The 14295-nt window shown below is 66.2% G+C and carries 14 protein-coding genes; 10 read left to right on the top strand and 4 right to left on the bottom strand.

Annotated features, from left to right (window positions below; translation table 11 throughout):
- Positions 1-131: 131 nt before the first annotated feature.
- Complete coding sequence (gene grpE / locus SE91_RS32020) at positions 132-749, bottom strand: nucleotide exchange factor GrpE (RefSeq protein ID WP_061850500.1); 618 nt, start codon at positions 747-749, stop codon at positions 132-134.
- A 94-nt stretch (positions 750-843) separates the two neighbouring features.
- Positions 844-1932 (bottom strand): heat-inducible transcriptional repressor HrcA, encoded by a 1089-nt coding sequence (hrcA, locus tag SE91_RS32015; RefSeq protein WP_060734390.1) that lies wholly within the window; start codon positions 1930-1932, stop codon positions 844-846.
- A gap of 170 nt (positions 1933-2102) precedes the next feature.
- On the opposite strand from hrcA, the gene rph reads away from it, so the two are divergent.
- Genes rph through hemW form a run of 3 tightly spaced genes read left to right on the top strand, consistent with a single transcriptional unit; the run spans position 2103 to position 4663 of the window.
- Complete coding sequence (gene rph / locus SE91_RS32010; protein ID WP_008539796.1) at positions 2103-2816, top strand: ribonuclease PH; 714 nt, start codon at positions 2103-2105, stop codon at positions 2814-2816.
- Between the two features lie 10 nt (positions 2817-2826).
- Positions 2827-3462, top strand: a complete 636-nt coding sequence (gene rdgB / locus SE91_RS32005; protein ID WP_061850499.1) for an RdgB/HAM1 family non-canonical purine NTP pyrophosphatase — start codon at positions 2827-2829, stop codon at positions 3460-3462.
- 16 nt (positions 3463-3478) lie between these two features.
- A complete protein-coding gene (gene hemW, locus SE91_RS32000) occupies positions 3479-4663 on the top strand; it encodes a radical SAM family heme chaperone HemW (protein ID WP_061850498.1) in 1185 nt (394 codons plus the stop codon).
- A 115-nt stretch (positions 4664-4778) separates the two neighbouring features.
- On the opposite strand, the gene SE91_RS31995 is transcribed toward hemW, so the two are convergent.
- Positions 4779-6011 carry a penicillin-binding protein activator gene (locus SE91_RS31995; RefSeq protein WP_197489548.1) on the bottom strand — a complete coding sequence of 411 codons (1233 nt, stop codon included), beginning with the start codon at positions 6009-6011 and terminating at the stop codon, positions 4779-4781.
- Positions 6012-6349: 338 nt separating this feature from the next.
- On the opposite strand from SE91_RS31995, the gene rsmI reads away from it, so the two are divergent.
- The 7 genes from rsmI to SE91_RS31960 all read left to right on the top strand — a co-directional run bounded on the left by rsmI (position 6350) and on the right by SE91_RS31960 (position 13466).
- The gene (gene rsmI / locus SE91_RS31990) at positions 6350-7300 is read left to right on the top strand and encodes a 16S rRNA (cytidine(1402)-2'-O)-methyltransferase (RefSeq protein WP_061850497.1); all 951 of its coding nucleotides are present in this window, start codon (positions 6350-6352) and stop codon (positions 7298-7300) included.
- A complete protein-coding gene (locus SE91_RS31985) occupies positions 7287-7688 on the top strand; it encodes a YraN family protein (protein ID WP_061850496.1) in 402 nt (133 codons plus the stop codon). Before rsmI ends, SE91_RS31985 begins: the two co-directional genes overlap by 14 nt.
- Before the next feature lie 10 nt (positions 7689-7698).
- Positions 7699-8643 (top strand): glutathione synthase, encoded by a 945-nt coding sequence (gshB, locus tag SE91_RS31980; protein ID WP_061850495.1) that lies wholly within the window; start codon positions 7699-7701, stop codon positions 8641-8643.
- A gap of 404 nt (positions 8644-9047) precedes the next feature.
- Positions 9048-9857, top strand: a complete 810-nt coding sequence (gene cpaB, locus SE91_RS31975; RefSeq protein ID WP_061850494.1) for a Flp pilus assembly protein CpaB — start codon at positions 9048-9050, stop codon at positions 9855-9857.
- A gap of 13 nt (positions 9858-9870) precedes the next feature.
- A complete protein-coding gene (locus SE91_RS31970; protein ID WP_061850493.1) occupies positions 9871-11388 on the top strand; it encodes a type II and III secretion system protein family protein in 1518 nt (505 codons plus the stop codon).
- A 57-nt stretch (positions 11389-11445) separates the two neighbouring features.
- Positions 11446-12180 carry a CpaD family pilus assembly protein gene (locus SE91_RS31965; protein ID WP_061850492.1) on the top strand — a complete coding sequence of 245 codons (735 nt, stop codon included), beginning with the start codon at positions 11446-11448 and terminating at the stop codon, positions 12178-12180.
- Positions 12177-13466 (top strand): CpaE/TadZ family protein, encoded by a 1290-nt coding sequence (locus tag SE91_RS31960; protein ID WP_061850491.1) that lies wholly within the window; start codon positions 12177-12179, stop codon positions 13464-13466. The genes SE91_RS31965 and SE91_RS31960 overlap by 4 nt, the downstream gene beginning before the upstream one ends.
- 21 nt (positions 13467-13487) lie before the next feature.
- On the opposite strand, the gene SE91_RS31955 is transcribed toward SE91_RS31960, so the two are convergent.
- Positions 13488-14267, bottom strand: coding sequence for a tetratricopeptide repeat protein (locus SE91_RS31955; RefSeq protein ID WP_061850490.1), 780 nt, complete (start codon positions 14265-14267; stop codon positions 13488-13490).
- Positions 14268-14295: the final 28 nt, after the last annotated feature.

Raw genomic sequence — 14295 nt, 5'->3', positions numbered from 1 at the left:
GCCGATATGGCCAAGGCCGGCGTGAAGCGGATTCAGTCTGCAGATATCGCGGTGAGCGCGTAAGGATCTTGCGGAGTCATTGCGGGGCGGCTCGGAGAGCCGAACCCGGAATGACTCCTCGGCTTAACGGATCAATTGGCCGCGCCGCTCGACTCGTTGTTGTTGGCCGCAGGTGCGGCCTTCGCGCCGCCCTTGGCGACGCCGACCAGCGCAGGACGCAGCACGCGCTCGCCGATGGTGTAGCCGGCCTGCACGACCTGGACCACGGTGCCCGACGGCACCGACGCATCAGGCACCTCGAACATCGCCTGCTGGAAGTTCGGGTCGAACTTCTGGCCCTGCGGATCGAACTTCTTCACGCCGTGCTTTTCCAGCGCGTTGAGCAGCGAACGCTCGGTGAGCTCGACGCCTTCGATCAGCGAGATGAGGCCGGGATCGGCCGCAGCACGCGTCTCGGCCGGTACGGCATCGAGCGCCCGCTGGAGATTATCGGCGATGTCGAGCACGTCACGGGCAAAGCCGGTGATGCCGTAGAGGCGGGCGTCGGCGACTTCCTTGGTGGTGCGCTTGCGCAGATTCTCCATCTCGGCCAGCGTCCGCAGCATGCGGTCACGCGCTTCGGCGGCTTCCTTCTGCAACGTTTCGACCGAACCCGGCTCCGGATCATCGGGCATGATGTAGGGTTTCGACACCACGGGCTCGCCGGTCGCTGCAGTCGTGTCTTGAGGTTGCCGGTCTTGCTCGGTCATCGGCTCTAATCTCGAACTCGTTTCAGGGATGTTGGCCCGGATATCGTGCCTTAGCTTACGAAAATCAAGCGCCCGTGATCGGCGGAAACGCCGGTCAGCCCCCCAGAAGGCGGCTGACGATGCGGGCGGCGTAGTCCACGGTCGGGATCACACGGGCATAATTCAGCCGCGTCGGACCGATCACGCCGAGGACGCCGACGATGTGGCCGGCGGCATCCCGGTAGGGCGAGATAATCGTCGAGGAGCCCGACAGGGAGAACAGCTTGTTCTCCGAGCCGATGAAGATGCGCACGCCCTCGGCGGTCTCGGCCCGGCCAAGCAGGTCGATGACACCGCGCTTGGTCTCGAGATCGTCGAACAACAGGCGAACGCGCTCCAGATCCTCCAGCGCGTGCAGATCTTCCAGCAGATTGGCGTGGCCGCGCACGATGAGCTGGCGGTCCTCGTTCTCGCCGCCGGACCAGCTCGCGATACCGGCCGAGATCACCTTCTGCGTCAGCTGATCGAGCTCGGCACGGGCTTCGGCGAGCGCGGTCTCGAGCTCGAGCCGCGCCTCGGCCAGCGTGCGGCCACGGATGCGCGCATTGAGGAAATTGCCGGCCTCGGTGATCGCCGAGGAGGGAACTCCGGGCGGCAGCGTCAACACGCGGTTTTCCACCTGGCCGTCCTCGCCGACCAGGATCACCAGCGCCTTCTCCGGTTCCAGGCGGACGAACTCGATGTGCTTCAATCGCGCATTGGATTTCGGCGTCAGCACGACGGCGGCGGCGCGGGTCAGGCCCGACAGCCGCATCAGCGCCTGGTCCAGCGCCGCCTCGACCGACTGCGCCTCGCCGACGGAGGACAGCTGGCTCTGGATCGCGGCGCGTTCGGCTTCGTTGAGGTCGCCGACCTGCATCAAGGCGTCGACGAAGAAGCGTAAGCCGAGTTCCGTCGGCAGCCGGCCGGCGGAGGTATGGGGCGCATAGATCAGGCCGAGCTGTTCCAGATCGGCCATGACGTTACGGACCGAGGCCGGCGACAGCGGCATGGCGATCAGGCGGGAAATGTTTCGCGAGCCGACCGGCTCACCGGTCGCGAGATAGCTTTCGACAATTTGACGAAAGATGTCGCGGGAACGCTCGTTGAGCTGGGCAAGGCCTGCGCGCGGCGCGATCAGATTGATCGGATCGTGATGGGCCACAGACGGTAACTCCTCTCAGATACTGATAATTTGTCCATCCCGGACGCATCTGACAAGCGTGGCGTTGGCGAGCTCCTTATCAGGGGGTGAAAAAACCTTGCCGCCCACCCTCACCCCCCCTACAAGCACCGCGAACAGCCCTACCCCCTGCGAGTTTTGGAGGATTTCCCATGCGGCCAAGCCGCCGTGCGCCCGACGAATTGCGCCCCGTGACGCTGGAGCGCGGCGTCGTCAAATATGCGGAAGGCTCCTGTCTCGTGAAATTCGGCGACACCCACGTGCTGGTCACCGCCACGCTGGAAGACCGCCTGCCGCCGTGGCTGAAGGGCCAGGGCCGCGGCTGGGTCACCGCCGAATACGGCATGCTGCCGCGCGCCACCTCCGAGCGGACCCGCCGTGAGGCCTCGGCGGGCAAGCAAAGCGGCCGCACCGTCGAGATTCAGCGTCTGATCGGCCGCTCGCTTCGCACCATCGTCGATCTCGAAGCGCTCGGCGAGCGCCAGATCACGGTCGATTGCGACGTCCTCCAGGCCGACGGCGGCACGCGCACGGCCTCGATCACCGGTGCCTGGGTTGCGCTTGCCGATTGCATCGGCTGGATGAAGGCGCGCAACATGGTCAAGGCCAACGTGATGCGCGACAACGTCGCCGCGATCTCCTGCGGCATCTATAACGGCACGCCCGTGCTCGACCTCGACTATGCCGAGGATTCGGAAGCCGAGACCGACGCCAATTTCGTCATGACCGGCGATGGCCGCATCATCGAGGTGCAGGGCACCGCGGAACGCGAGCCGTTCACGCAGGACGAGTTCCTGAAGCTGATCGCGCTGGCGCAGAAGGGCATCGCGCGTCTGGTGGACTTGCAGAAACTGGCTGTAGCGTAGTCAATAGGCCATGCATCGCCGAATCACCGGAAAGCTCGTCATCGCGACCCATAATCCCGGCAAGCTCGCCGAGATGAAGGAGCTGCTCGCGCCTTACGGCATCGAGGCGGTGTCGGCCGGTGAGCTCGGCCTGCCCGAACCCGAAGAGACCGGCAACGACTTCCGCAGCAATGCCGCGATCAAGGCGATCGCGGCAGCACGAGCGACGAAACTTCCCTCCTTCGCCGATGATTCCGGCATCGTGGTCGACGCGCTCGACGGCGCCCCCGGCATCTACAGCGCGCGCTGGGCCGGTCCGTCCAAGGACTTCAACGCGGCGATGGCGCAGATCGAGCGCCTGTTGCAGGAGCGCGGCGCCACGACGCCGGACCGCCGAAAAGCGCATTTCGTCTCCGCGCTCTGCGTTGCCTGGCCCGACGATCATCTCGAAGAGGTCGAGGCCCGCGTCGACGGCACGCTGGTCTGGCCCCCGCGCGGCACCGCCGGTTTCGGCTACGATCCGATGTTCCTGCCCGACGGCCACGACCGCACCTTCGGCGAGATGACCAGCATCGAGAAACACGGCCTGCCGCCGCACGGCCTCGGCCTGTCGCACCGCGCCCGCGCCTTCGTGAAACTGGCGGAGATCTGCCTTGAGCCGCGATAGAGCGTTTTCGAGCGAAGTGGATACCGGTTCGCGCCAGGAAAACGCGTCAAAACAAGAATGCCAAGCTTTTGGCGTCTACGTGCACTGGCCGTTCTGCCTGTCGAAGTGTCCCTATTGCGACTTCAACAGCCACGTCCGCCACGCCGCGATCGACGAGAGGCGCTTCGCTTCGGCCTTTGCGCGTGAAATCGCTTCGACCGCAGAGCGCGCGCCCGGGCGTGAGGTCACCTCGATCTTCCTCGGCGGCGGCACGCCGTCGCTGATGCAGCCCGCAACCGTCGGTGCCGTGCTCGACGCGATCGGCAAGCACTGGTCCGTCGCAGGTGATGTCGAGGTAACGCTGGAGGCCAACCCCACCAGCGTCGAGGCCACGCGCTTCGCCGGCTATCGCAGCGCCGGGGTCAACCGCGTCTCGCTCGGCGTGCAGGCGCTCGACGATGCCTCGCTGAAGGCGCTCGGCCGCATGCACAGCGCCCGCGAAGCGCTCGATGCCGTTGCCATCGCGCGCCGCTCGTTCGATCGTTACTCATTCGACCTGATCTATGCCCGTCCCGACCAGACGCCGGCGGTGTGGGCCGATGAGCTGCGTCTCGCGATCGAGGAAGCCGCCGAGCATCTGTCGCTCTATCAATTGACGATCGAGGAAGGCACGCCGTTCTTCGGCCTGCACCAGGCCGGCAAATTGAAGACACCGGACGAGGCGGTCGCGCGCGCGCTCTACGACGTCACGCAGGAGACCTGCGATAAGCTCGGCCTGCCCGCCTACGAAATCTCCAATCACGCGCGGCGCGGCGCCGAGTGCCGGCACAATCTGGTCTACTGGCGCGGCGAGGAATATGCCGGCATCGGCCCCGGCGCGCATGGCCGTCTCGACATCGACGGCGTGCGCCATGCCACCGCCACCGAAAAGCGCCCCGAAGCCTGGCTGATGCGGGTCGAGACCAATGGCCATGGCGTCGTCACCGACGAGCTCCTCAACAGCGAGGAACGCGCCGACGAATTTTTGCTGATGGGACTGCGTCTTGCCGAAGGCATCGACCCCGAGCGCTACAAGGCGCTCTCCGGCCGCCCGCTCGATCCCAAACGCATCGCGCTCTTGCGCGAGGAAGGCGCGATTACGGTCGATGCGACGGGACGCCTGCGCGTGACCAGCAGCGGATTCCCGGTGCTGGATGCGGTAGTCGCGGATTTGGCGGCATAGCGAGCTCTCGTAGGGTGGGTTAGCGGAAGGCGTAACCCACCATTCTTTCACGCTCGCGGAACGAAGTTGGTGGATTACGCCTTCGGCTAATCCTCCCTACGGCACCATCGTCCGACTACGCCCCAAAGCTCTTCGGTGAGCCCGCGACTGCAGCGCCGCCGCCTTGCGTCACCTTCATCACCGCGAGCCCACGCTCGTTCGTGCCATCAGCGCGGAAGCGGAACAGGCCGTCGATGCCGGCAAAGCCGGAGGGGTTGGTGAGTACATCAGAGGAGAAGCGCTGGCCGCCCTGCGTGCGTGCAAGCGCGGCGACGAGCGCGACGGCATCATAGGCGAGCGTCGCGGTGCGGATCGGTTCAGCGCCGTATTTGGTGCGGTAGCGGCCGGAGAACGCGCGAAAGCCCGCCGGATCCGGTGCGGCATAGAGGCCACCCTGCAGCGCGGCGCTGGCATAGACGCGCGGATTGTCCCACAGCCCGGTGCCGAGCATCTGGATGTTGCGCAAATTCGCGCCCGCCGCCGTCATCGCATCGGCCACCGACACGACGGCATCGCCGTCATCGGCAATGAACAGCGCGTCCGCGCTGCCGAGCTGCTGCGCCACGGTCCGCGCCGGGGTGGCACGATCGGCGCCGTATCTCTCGAACGCAACGATGCGCCCGCCACGCCGCGGCACCGCTGCCTTCACGGCGGCCTCGACGACATTGCCATAGGCATTGTCGGGCACGAGTACGGCGACCGAGCGCTTACCGATGCTGGCGGAATATTCGACGATGCGGTTGACGTCGGATTCCGGCAGGAAACTGAGCAGATAGACGCCGCGTCCGGCGATGCTGGAATCGGTCGAGAACGCGATCACGGAGATGCCCCGCGTGCGCGCGACCTGCGCCACCGCCGGCACCGATTGCGCGAACAGGGGTCCCAGGATGATCTCGGCGCCCTCGTCGACCGCCTGCTGCGCGCCGGCTTGCGCGCCTTGCGGGCTGCCATTGTCATCCTTGATCAGGAGCTGGATGTTCGGGTTCTGGAACTCGGCCAGCGCCATCTCGGCGGCGTTGCGCATGGATTGCGCGGCGAGGCCGGCATTGCCGGCGGCCGAGAGCGGCAGGATGACGGCGACCTTGACGCCGCCGGTGCCCGCGGTGGTGGCCTGCTGCGGGGGACCTGCCGGCTGCGCCGGAGGTGAAGAGCTGGAAAACGGGTTGGAGAACTGGCTGAGACTCTGCTGCACGCCGGCACAAGCCGAGAGCAGGGGCGTGCCGAGCAACAGGCCAAGCGCACTCCGCCGGGTCGCCCCTGAGATCGGGGGTCCCGAAACGGAAGACTTTGGATGTTGCGGCGCCACCATGGCAGTTTCTCTTCCGACCAGCCGTTGCCAGCCGGTTACAACTCGTTCCGCGACACAAGCCGCGGGATTCAGGCATATTGTCGGCAAACAGTTAACTAAAACAAAAGGATAATGATCGCTTAACGCGGCCGTATCCTGAAGTTTTGGCTAGCTGTCCACCCGTCCATACCCAGCATCAAGGTGGCGTTTCCGCCCTGAATATGACGCTGGTACTTCATTCCCTGGGAATGTGATGCTTGCCGGATCAGATTCCAGTCTTCCTCGCCCCTCACCGCGGCGCGATCTTTTTCGAAGAGCCGGTTCCCTGCTCTGCGGATCGTGCCTAAGTTGACTTCATTATGCGCGCAAAGCCGGCCCCGATAAATACGCCTGAAGACACAAAGGCCGCCCCGCGCGGATTCTCCATCGATGCCCATCGGCTTGCGGCGCCGAAGGCCGCGCCTGGCCTCCATCTGGTCGCAACCCCGATCGGCAATCTCGGCGACATCACGGTCCGCGCGCTGCAGACGCTTGCCGGCGTGGACGTCATCGCCTGCGAGGACACGCGCATCACGCGGCGCCTGACCGAGCGCTACGCCATTACCGCGCAGCTCAAGCCATATCACGAGCACAACGCCGAAGCGGCGCGCCCGAAGATTCTCGAGGCGCTTGCGGCAGGCGGCTCGGTCGCGCTGGTCTCCGACGCCGGAACACCGCTGATCTCCGATCCCGGCTTCAAGCTGGTGCGCGAGGTCTGCGCCGCCGGCCATGCGGTCTACGCGCTGCCCGGCCCGTCCTCGGTGCTGGCTGCGCTGTCGGTCGCGGCGCTGCCGACCGACCGCTTCTTCTTCGAGGGCTTCTTGCCGGCAAAATCGGCTGCGCGCCGTGCCCGCCTCGCCGAGCTCGCCCGCATCGATGCGACGCTGGTGATGTTCGACTCCGGCAACCGCGTGCAGGACACGCTGGTCGAGCTCGCCGAGATCATGGGACCACGCGAGGCCGCGATCTGCCGCGAGCTGACGAAGCTGCACGAGGAGATTTCGCGAGCGACGCTGGCCGAATTGGCGCGCGACGCGGACGCGCTGGAGACGCGCGGCGAATTCGTGCTGGTGATCGCCCCGCCGGCAGCCAACGCCGAGGTGCTGACACCGGATGCGCTCGATGATCTCTTGCGCGACCAGCTCGCCGTGCACAGCGTCAAGGATGCAGTAGCGCATGCGGTAGCATTGTCGGGCCGGCCCCGCCGCGAGGTCTATGCCCGCGCACTCGAGCTTGCGAAAGACCTGCGAGGCGGCGATGGCGAAGCCTGAGGTCCCTGCGGAACCGAAAGTCGCCTCGCCCGAGCGCGTCGCCGCGTTCCGCACCGGCATCTCGGCGGAGAGCCGCGCCGCCGCCTATCTCATGGCCAAGGGCTATCGTATCCTCGCCAAGCGTTACCGCACCCCGCATGGCGAGATCGACATCGTCGCGCGGCGCCGCAATCTGATCGCCTTCGTCGAGGTCAAGGCACGCGCCACGCTGGATGACGCCGCCTTCGCCGTGACGCCGCGTCAGCAGCAGCGCATCGTCAACGCGGCGCAGGGATGGCTCATGGCGCATCCCGAGCATGCCGAATTCGAATTGCGATTCGACGCCATGCTGATTGCGCCGCGGTCACTTCCGCGCCATGTGTTGGCGGCATTCGACGCCTCGACCTGAAAGGCAGACCATGAAACTCAACGTCGCCGTCCAGATGGACCCCATCGCCCGCATCAACATCAAGGGCGATTCCACCTTCGCGCTGCTCCTGGAGGCGCAGAAGCGCGGCCACGGCCTGTCCTATTACACGCCCGACAAGCTCTCGATGGTCGGCGACGAGATCGTCGCGCCGGTTCAGCTGCTGACCGTGCGCGACGAGCCCGGCGACCATTTCACCCTCGGCGAGCCCCGGCGCGAGGCGCTCAACGGTTTCGACGTGGTGCTGCTCCGCCAGGACCCGCCGTTCGACCTCGCCTACATCACCTCGACGCATTTCCTCGAGCGCATTCATCCGAAGACGCTGGTCGTCAACGACCCCGCCTCGGTGCGCAACGCGCCCGAGAAGCTGTTCGTGATGAACTTTCCGCAACTGATGCCGCCGACCCTGATCTCGCGCGACCTCGACGAGATCAACGCCTTCCGCGACAAGCATGGTGCCGTCGTGATGAAGCCGCTGCACGGCCATGGCGGCGCCGCGGTGTTCCGCGTGATGCCGCAGGACATGAATTTTGGTTCGCTGTTCGACATGTTCTCCGTCACTTTCAAGGAGCCGTGGGTGATCCAGCAATTCATCCCCGAGGTGAAGCACGGCGACAAGCGCATCATCCTCGTCAACGGCGAGTTCGCCGGCGCCGTGAACCGCGTCCCCGCCGCGGACGATCTCCGCTCCAACATGGTGCGCGGCGGCGCCGCGCAGGAGACCGAGCTCACCCCGCGCGAGCGCGAGATCTGCGCCACCGTCGGCCCGGCGCTGCGCGAGCGCGGCCTGCTGTTCGTCGGCATCGACGTCATCAACGGCAACCTCACCGAGATCAACGTGACCTCACCGACCGGCATCCGCGCCATCGCGCGGCTCGGCGGGCCGGATGTCGCGGCGAAGATCTGGGACGCGATCGAAGCGAAGCGGAAGAAGTAGCTTCGTAATGCGGAGGGAGCTGCCCCCAGTTCCGCTGTCATGCCCCGCGAAGGCGGGGCATCCAGTACGCCGCGGCCTTTCGGTTCAATCACTTCTGCTTCTGGGATACTGGATCGCCCGCCTTCGCGGGCGATGACAACGTCGCGCGCCCTGACATCACTCCCCCTAACCACCTATTCACCATGACGCCGCCGCTATCATGCGGGCGGATGCGCCTGCTCTGCGTGAAACTACGGGGCCGCTGGCCGAGCGAATAACGCCGCGTTCACCATTCGCGGAAAACCAGCGCTGTGACCGGCCATCACATTCGGCCTCGCAACACCCCTTATACTTTTACTCCCTACTCATCGACATGGGGAACCCGCCAGGTGCGGTCCGAGTGCCCCGCGTAAGAGTAGAAGCGTATGAATACCGCACGCATTGTCGTTCTCGTCATCGCGCTCGGCGCCGGCGGCGTCGCTGCGTATCTGGCGAGCGGCTATCAGAATGAACCCGCTCCCGTTCTGCCCGTCGCCGAGAAGCTGCCGACGGTCGATGTCCTGGTCGCCAAGAACGACATCGGGCTCGGCCAGGCCGTGAAGCCCGAGGACCTGCAATGGCAGGTCTGGCCGGCGGCGACTGCGAGCAGCGCCTTCATCCGCCGCGACGGCAGGCCCGACGCGCAGATGCAGATCGCCGGCTCGATCGCGCGCGTGCCGTTGATGCAGGGCGAGCCGATCCGCGAGCAGAAGCTGGTCAGGGCCGAAGGCTCCGGCTTCATGGCCGCGATCCTGCCCTCCGGCATGCGGGCCGTCTCCACCGAAATTTCAGCCGAGACCGGCGCCGGCGGGTTCATACTGCCGAACGACCGCGTCGACATCGTGCTGACCCGCCGCCTGAAGAATCCCGACCCCAACGGCACGACCGGCAACGATCTCATCTTGTCCGAGGTCATCCTGACCAACATCCGCGTGCTCGCGATCGACCAGGCGCCCAAGGAGAAGGACGGCCAGACCGCCGTCGTCGGCAAGACCGTCACGCTCGAGCTCAAGCCCGAACAGGTCGCCACGCTGTCGGCCGCACGCCAGGGCGGCACGCTCCAGCTCGCGCTGCGGAGCATCGTCGATGCCAAGGCCGTCGACGATCCGATCGAAGACCAGGCGGCCAAGCGTTCCGACGGCGTCAACGTGATCCGCTACGGGGTGCAGGCGCGGCAACTGACGTCACAGAAGTGATGATGGGGATAGCATGAAGTTTGGGGGTGATCGGACGGGCCTGCGCATTCGGGGGAAGCGCGCGCGCTCGGTCTGGAAGGGGACGATGCTGATGCTGGGGCTGCTTGCAGCCCCAGACCCGGTCAGCGCCGGGGAGATGCCGGTCGGCGACCAGGCGCCGATGCAGGCGCCCGATCTGGGCCTGTCGCCGGTTTCGTCGATCGCGTCGGCGCGAACACGCTTTCTGGCGCTCGGCATCGGCAAGTCCGTCGTCATCGACCTGCCGCGCGAGGTCAAGGACGTGCTGGTGGCCGATCCCAAGATCGCCAACGCGGTGATCCGCTCGTCCCAGCGCGCCTATATCATCGGCGGCCAGGTCGGCCAGACCAACGTGGTGTTCTTCTCCGCCGACGGCCAGCAGGTCGCCGCCTACGACATCGCGGTGAAGCGCGACCTCAATGGCATGCGCACCGCGCTGCGGCAGTCGCTGCCCGGCGTGCAGATCGAAGGCGTCGGCGACAGCGTAATGCTGACCGGCTCGGTGTCGAGCCCGGTCGAGGCGCAGCAGGCCGGCGAGGTCGCCGCCAAGCTCGTCGGCGGCGCGGACAAGGTTGTCAACAACATCGTCGTGCGCGGCCGCGACCAGGTGATGCTCAAGGTGGTCGTCGGCGAAGTGCGCCGCGACATCGTCAAGCAGCTCGGCGTCGATCTCAGCGCCAGCCTCAACGCCGGCACCGCAGTCGTGAATTTCAACAATTCCAATCCGTTCTCGGTCTCGGGTGGACCGATCGTCGGCAGCAACGGGCTCGGCGTCGCCGGCCTCGCCAAGGGCGTCGCCACCGTCAGCGCCACGATGCGCGCCATGGAAAGCGCCGGCGTCATGCGCACGCTCGCCGAGCCGAGCCTGACCGCGATCTCGGGCGAATCCGCCACCTTCATCGCCGGCGGCGAATTCCCGATCCCCGCAGGCTATACCTGCGATCCGGTCACCCGGTCCTGTGCCACCCAAGTCACCTACAAGAAGTTCGGCATCTCCCTGAACTTCACCCCGGTCGTGCTCAGCGAGGGACGCATCAGCCTGCGCGTGATGACGGAGGTCTCGGAGCTGTCGAACACGAACTCGATCACGCTGACGCAGGCGGTGTCCGCGACAACGAACAATTCGATCACCATCCCGTCGATCCAGACCCGCCGCGCCGAAACCACGCTGGAAATTCCCTCCGGCGGCTCGATGGCGATGGCCGGCCTGATCCAGCAAAGGACCAAGCAGGCGATCAACGGCCTGCCCGGCGTCGACCAGATCCCGATCATCGGCGCGCTGTTCCGCAGCCAGGACTTCGTCAACAACGAGACCGAACTGATGGTGATCGTGACGCCCTATGTGGTGCGCGCGGTCGCCCAGAAGGAGTTGTCGCGCCCCGATGACGGCTTTGCGCCGGCCTCCGATGCGCAGACCGCACTGCTCGGCCGTATGAACCGCCTCTATGGCGTCACGCGGCGGGTCGATCCGATCAACGGCGCGCCCGGCGATTTCGGCTTCATCATCGATTGAAGACGAACGGACGGGTTTGGGAAGCGGGACGGGAATTCGGGGCGAGGGGAAGAAGCGATGACGAAGACGATGACCGATCGACGTCGCAATTTGAGCATCGCGCTGGCGCTGACGGCGCTCTCCGTCATGCTGGGCGCGTGCAACACCGCCGGCGAGATCGTCACCCAGACGGTGCCGACCGATTATCGCCAGCGCCATCCGATCGCGGTGCAGGAAGGCAAGAAATCGATCGTGATCTTCGTCGGCACGGCGCGCGGCGGCCTCTCGGCCGAGCAGCACGCCGATGTCGCCGGCATCGCCCGGGACTGGATGCGCGAAGGCACCGGCTCCGTCGTCGTCGACGTCCCCGCCGATACCGCGAATTCGCGCGCTGCCGCAGCAACCTATCGGGAAATCCGTGCGGTGCTCGCGTCCGGCGGCGTGCCGTCGCGTGCCATCGTCCAGCATCCCTATCGCCCCAAGGATCCCGGCCTGCTGCCGACGATCCGGCTGAGCTATTCAAAGATCACCGCGACGGCCGGCCCCTGCGGGCTGTGGCCGGAAGACGTCGGTCCGAACATCCTCGATCCCGGCTACAACGAGAACCGGCCGTACTTCAATCTCGGCTGCGCCAGTCAGCGCAATCTCGCGGCGATGATCGACAACCCCGCCGACCTCGAGCAACCGCGGGCCGAGACGCCCGCCTACACCGCGCGGCGCGACATCGCCTTCGAACGCTATCGCAAGGGCACGACGACCACGACGACCTATCCCGAGGCCGACAAGGCCAAACTCAGCGATACCGGCAAATGACAGGCATCCACGACGAAGACGCGGACGAGCCGCGCCACCCGGACGAACACATCGCGCCGGTTCCCCGCATCTCGGTACAGGCCTTCTGCGAGACTGAGCAGACGCTCGCCGCGGTGACCGCGGCGGGACAGGATCGGCGTCTCGCCAAGGCACATCTCACCGCCAAAGACGGCGGTCTCGCCGCGGCGATCGAAGTCTATGAAACCATGCCGACGCCGAACGTGATCGTGATCGAATCCGACGGCACGCGCGACATCCTGGAAGGGCTCGACGACCTCGCCGGCGTCTGCGATCCCGGCACCCGCGTCGTCGTGATCGGCAATCCCAACGACACCGCGCCCTATCGCGAGCTGGTCCGCCGCGGCGTCAACGATTACGTGGTCGGCCCGGTCGAAACCCTCGACGTGGTCCGCTCGATCTGCAGCCTGTTCTCGGCGTCCGAAGCCATCATCACCGGCCGCGTCATTGCTGTGGTCGGCGCCAAGGGCGGCGTCGGCGCGTCCACCGTCGCGCATAACGTCGCCTGGACCATCGCCCGCGACCTCGCGCTCGATTCCGTCGTGATCGATCTCGACCTCGCCTTCGGCACCGCGAGCCTCGACTACAATCAGGACCCGGTGCAGGGCATCGCCAACGCGGTGCTGTCGCAGGACCGGCCGGACACCGCGCTGCTGGAGCGCCTGCTCGCCAAATGCACCGATCGGCTCAGCCTGTTGGCGGCGCCCGCGACGCTCGACCGCGTCTATGATTTCGGGGCCGAAGCCTTTGACGCCGTGTTCGACACGCTACGCATGACCACGCCCTGCATCGTGCTCGACGTTCCCCACCAATGGTCGGCATGGACGCGGCGCGCGCTGGTCAATGCCGATGACATCGTGATCGTGGCCGAGCCCGACCTCGCCAACTTACGCAACACCAAGAACATGCTGAGCGTGCTGAAGGCGGCGCGGCCGAACGACCGGCCGCCGCTGTACTGCCTCAACCAGGTCGGCATGCACAAGCGCGCCGAGATCGAGGTCAAAGCCTTCGCCAAGACGATGGAAAGCCAGCCGCTCGCGGTGATCCCGTTCGATTCGAAACTGTTCTCGACCGCCGCCAACAACGGCCAGATGATCGCGGAGGTCTCCAAGAACCACCGCACCACCGCGCTGTTCCAGACCATGGCAAACCGCCTCGCCGGCCGCGGCGAGGTGAAGCAGCCGAAGCGTTCGCTGCTCGGACCGCTGCTGAAGAAGCTGAAAGGCAAGTCGGGCCGCAGCTCCGCTCCGCATCGGAAGGCGTCGTAAGCTTCCACCAGAAGAGGCGGACTACCTCTCCGCCCGCTGCTGCTTCTTGGCCAGCAGCTCCCGCAGCGCCGCGACCTTGGCCGCGGCCTGGTCCGGCGGCAAATCCGCCTTGACGAGGATTTCGGCCTCGGCCTGGCGGCCCTGCAATCCCAGCACGAGTGCGAGATTGGCACGGATCCGCACATCGTTCTGATTGCGCTGATGGGCGCGGCCGAGCACCTGTTCGGCCCGCGGCAGATTGTTCTGGAGCATGTAGGACAGGCCGAGATTGGACAGAACCTGCGGCTCGTCGGGCACGATCTTCAGAGCGCTCGCATAATATTGCTGCGCCTCCTCGTTGCGGCCGAGTTGATCAAGCGCGGCGCCCTGCGCCGACAGGATGCGCCAGTCCGGATCCTCGGGCGAATGTGCGCGGCCGAGAACGTCGAAGGCCTGCTGGAAATTGCCGTTGTCGGCGAGCGCGCGGCCATAGCCGGCGAGCAGCGCCTTGTTTTGGGGAGAGTTGAGCACGGCCTGCTCCAGCACCGCGACCGCCTGCGCGCGCTGACCGGTGTCGCGCAGCGCCTTGCCATAGGCGAGCGCAATTGCGGGATCGCCGGGCTTGGCGCGGTAGCGCTCGCGCAGGGCGTCCAGGTCCGGCCTAGCGTCCGGCTTGGCCTCGGCCTTCGCTTCGGCTCTGGCGCCGAGCGCGCCGGTCACGTCCTCGACGCCATTGGTCTGGCAGCCGCCAAGGGTGAGGACCACGAATGCAGAAAGAAGGAACTTCGCCGGAGCAAAGGCGGGAGACGAACGCTTGAACATACTCTGATCACTCGGGCGACTGATCAGA

Source organism: Bradyrhizobium sp. DOA1, assembly GCF_001593325.1.
Taxonomy (GTDB): domain Bacteria; phylum Pseudomonadota; class Alphaproteobacteria; order Rhizobiales; family Xanthobacteraceae; genus Bradyrhizobium.
This window is presented reverse-complemented; position numbering and strand designations above follow the sequence as displayed.

What these genes read in the sequence shown, in the direction of transcription:
- SE91_RS31985 (WP_061850496.1), top strand. Translation starts at nt 7,287, where the DNA reads ATGGCGAAGCCTGAGGTCCCTGCGGAACCGAAAGTCGCCTCGCCCGAG.
- SE91_RS31960 (WP_061850491.1), top strand. Translation starts at nt 12,177, where the DNA reads ATGACAGGCATCCACGACGAAGACGCGGACGAGCCGCGCCACCCGGAC.
- gshB (WP_061850495.1), top strand. Translation starts at nt 7,699, where the DNA reads ATGAAACTCAACGTCGCCGTCCAGATGGACCCCATCGCCCGCATCAAC.
- rsmI (WP_061850497.1), top strand. Translation starts at nt 6,350, where the DNA reads ATGCGCGCAAAGCCGGCCCCGATAAATACGCCTGAAGACACAAAGGCC.
- cpaB (WP_061850494.1), top strand. Translation starts at nt 9,048, where the DNA reads ATGAATACCGCACGCATTGTCGTTCTCGTCATCGCGCTCGGCGCCGGC.
- grpE (WP_061850500.1), bottom strand. Translation starts at nt 749, where the DNA reads ATGACCGAGCAAGACCGGCAACCTCAAGACACGACTGCAGCGACCGGC.
- rph (WP_008539796.1), top strand. Translation starts at nt 2,103, where the DNA reads ATGCGGCCAAGCCGCCGTGCGCCCGACGAATTGCGCCCCGTGACGCTG.
- SE91_RS31965 (WP_061850492.1), top strand. Translation starts at nt 11,446, where the DNA reads ATGACGAAGACGATGACCGATCGACGTCGCAATTTGAGCATCGCGCTG.
- SE91_RS31970 (WP_061850493.1), top strand. Translation starts at nt 9,871, where the DNA reads ATGAAGTTTGGGGGTGATCGGACGGGCCTGCGCATTCGGGGGAAGCGC.
- SE91_RS31955 (WP_061850490.1), bottom strand. Translation starts at nt 14,267, where the DNA reads ATGTTCAAGCGTTCGTCTCCCGCCTTTGCTCCGGCGAAGTTCCTTCTT.
- rdgB (WP_061850499.1), top strand. Translation starts at nt 2,827, where the DNA reads ATGCATCGCCGAATCACCGGAAAGCTCGTCATCGCGACCCATAATCCC.
- SE91_RS31995 (WP_197489548.1), bottom strand. Translation starts at nt 6,011, where the DNA reads ATGGTGGCGCCGCAACATCCAAAGTCTTCCGTTTCGGGACCCCCGATC.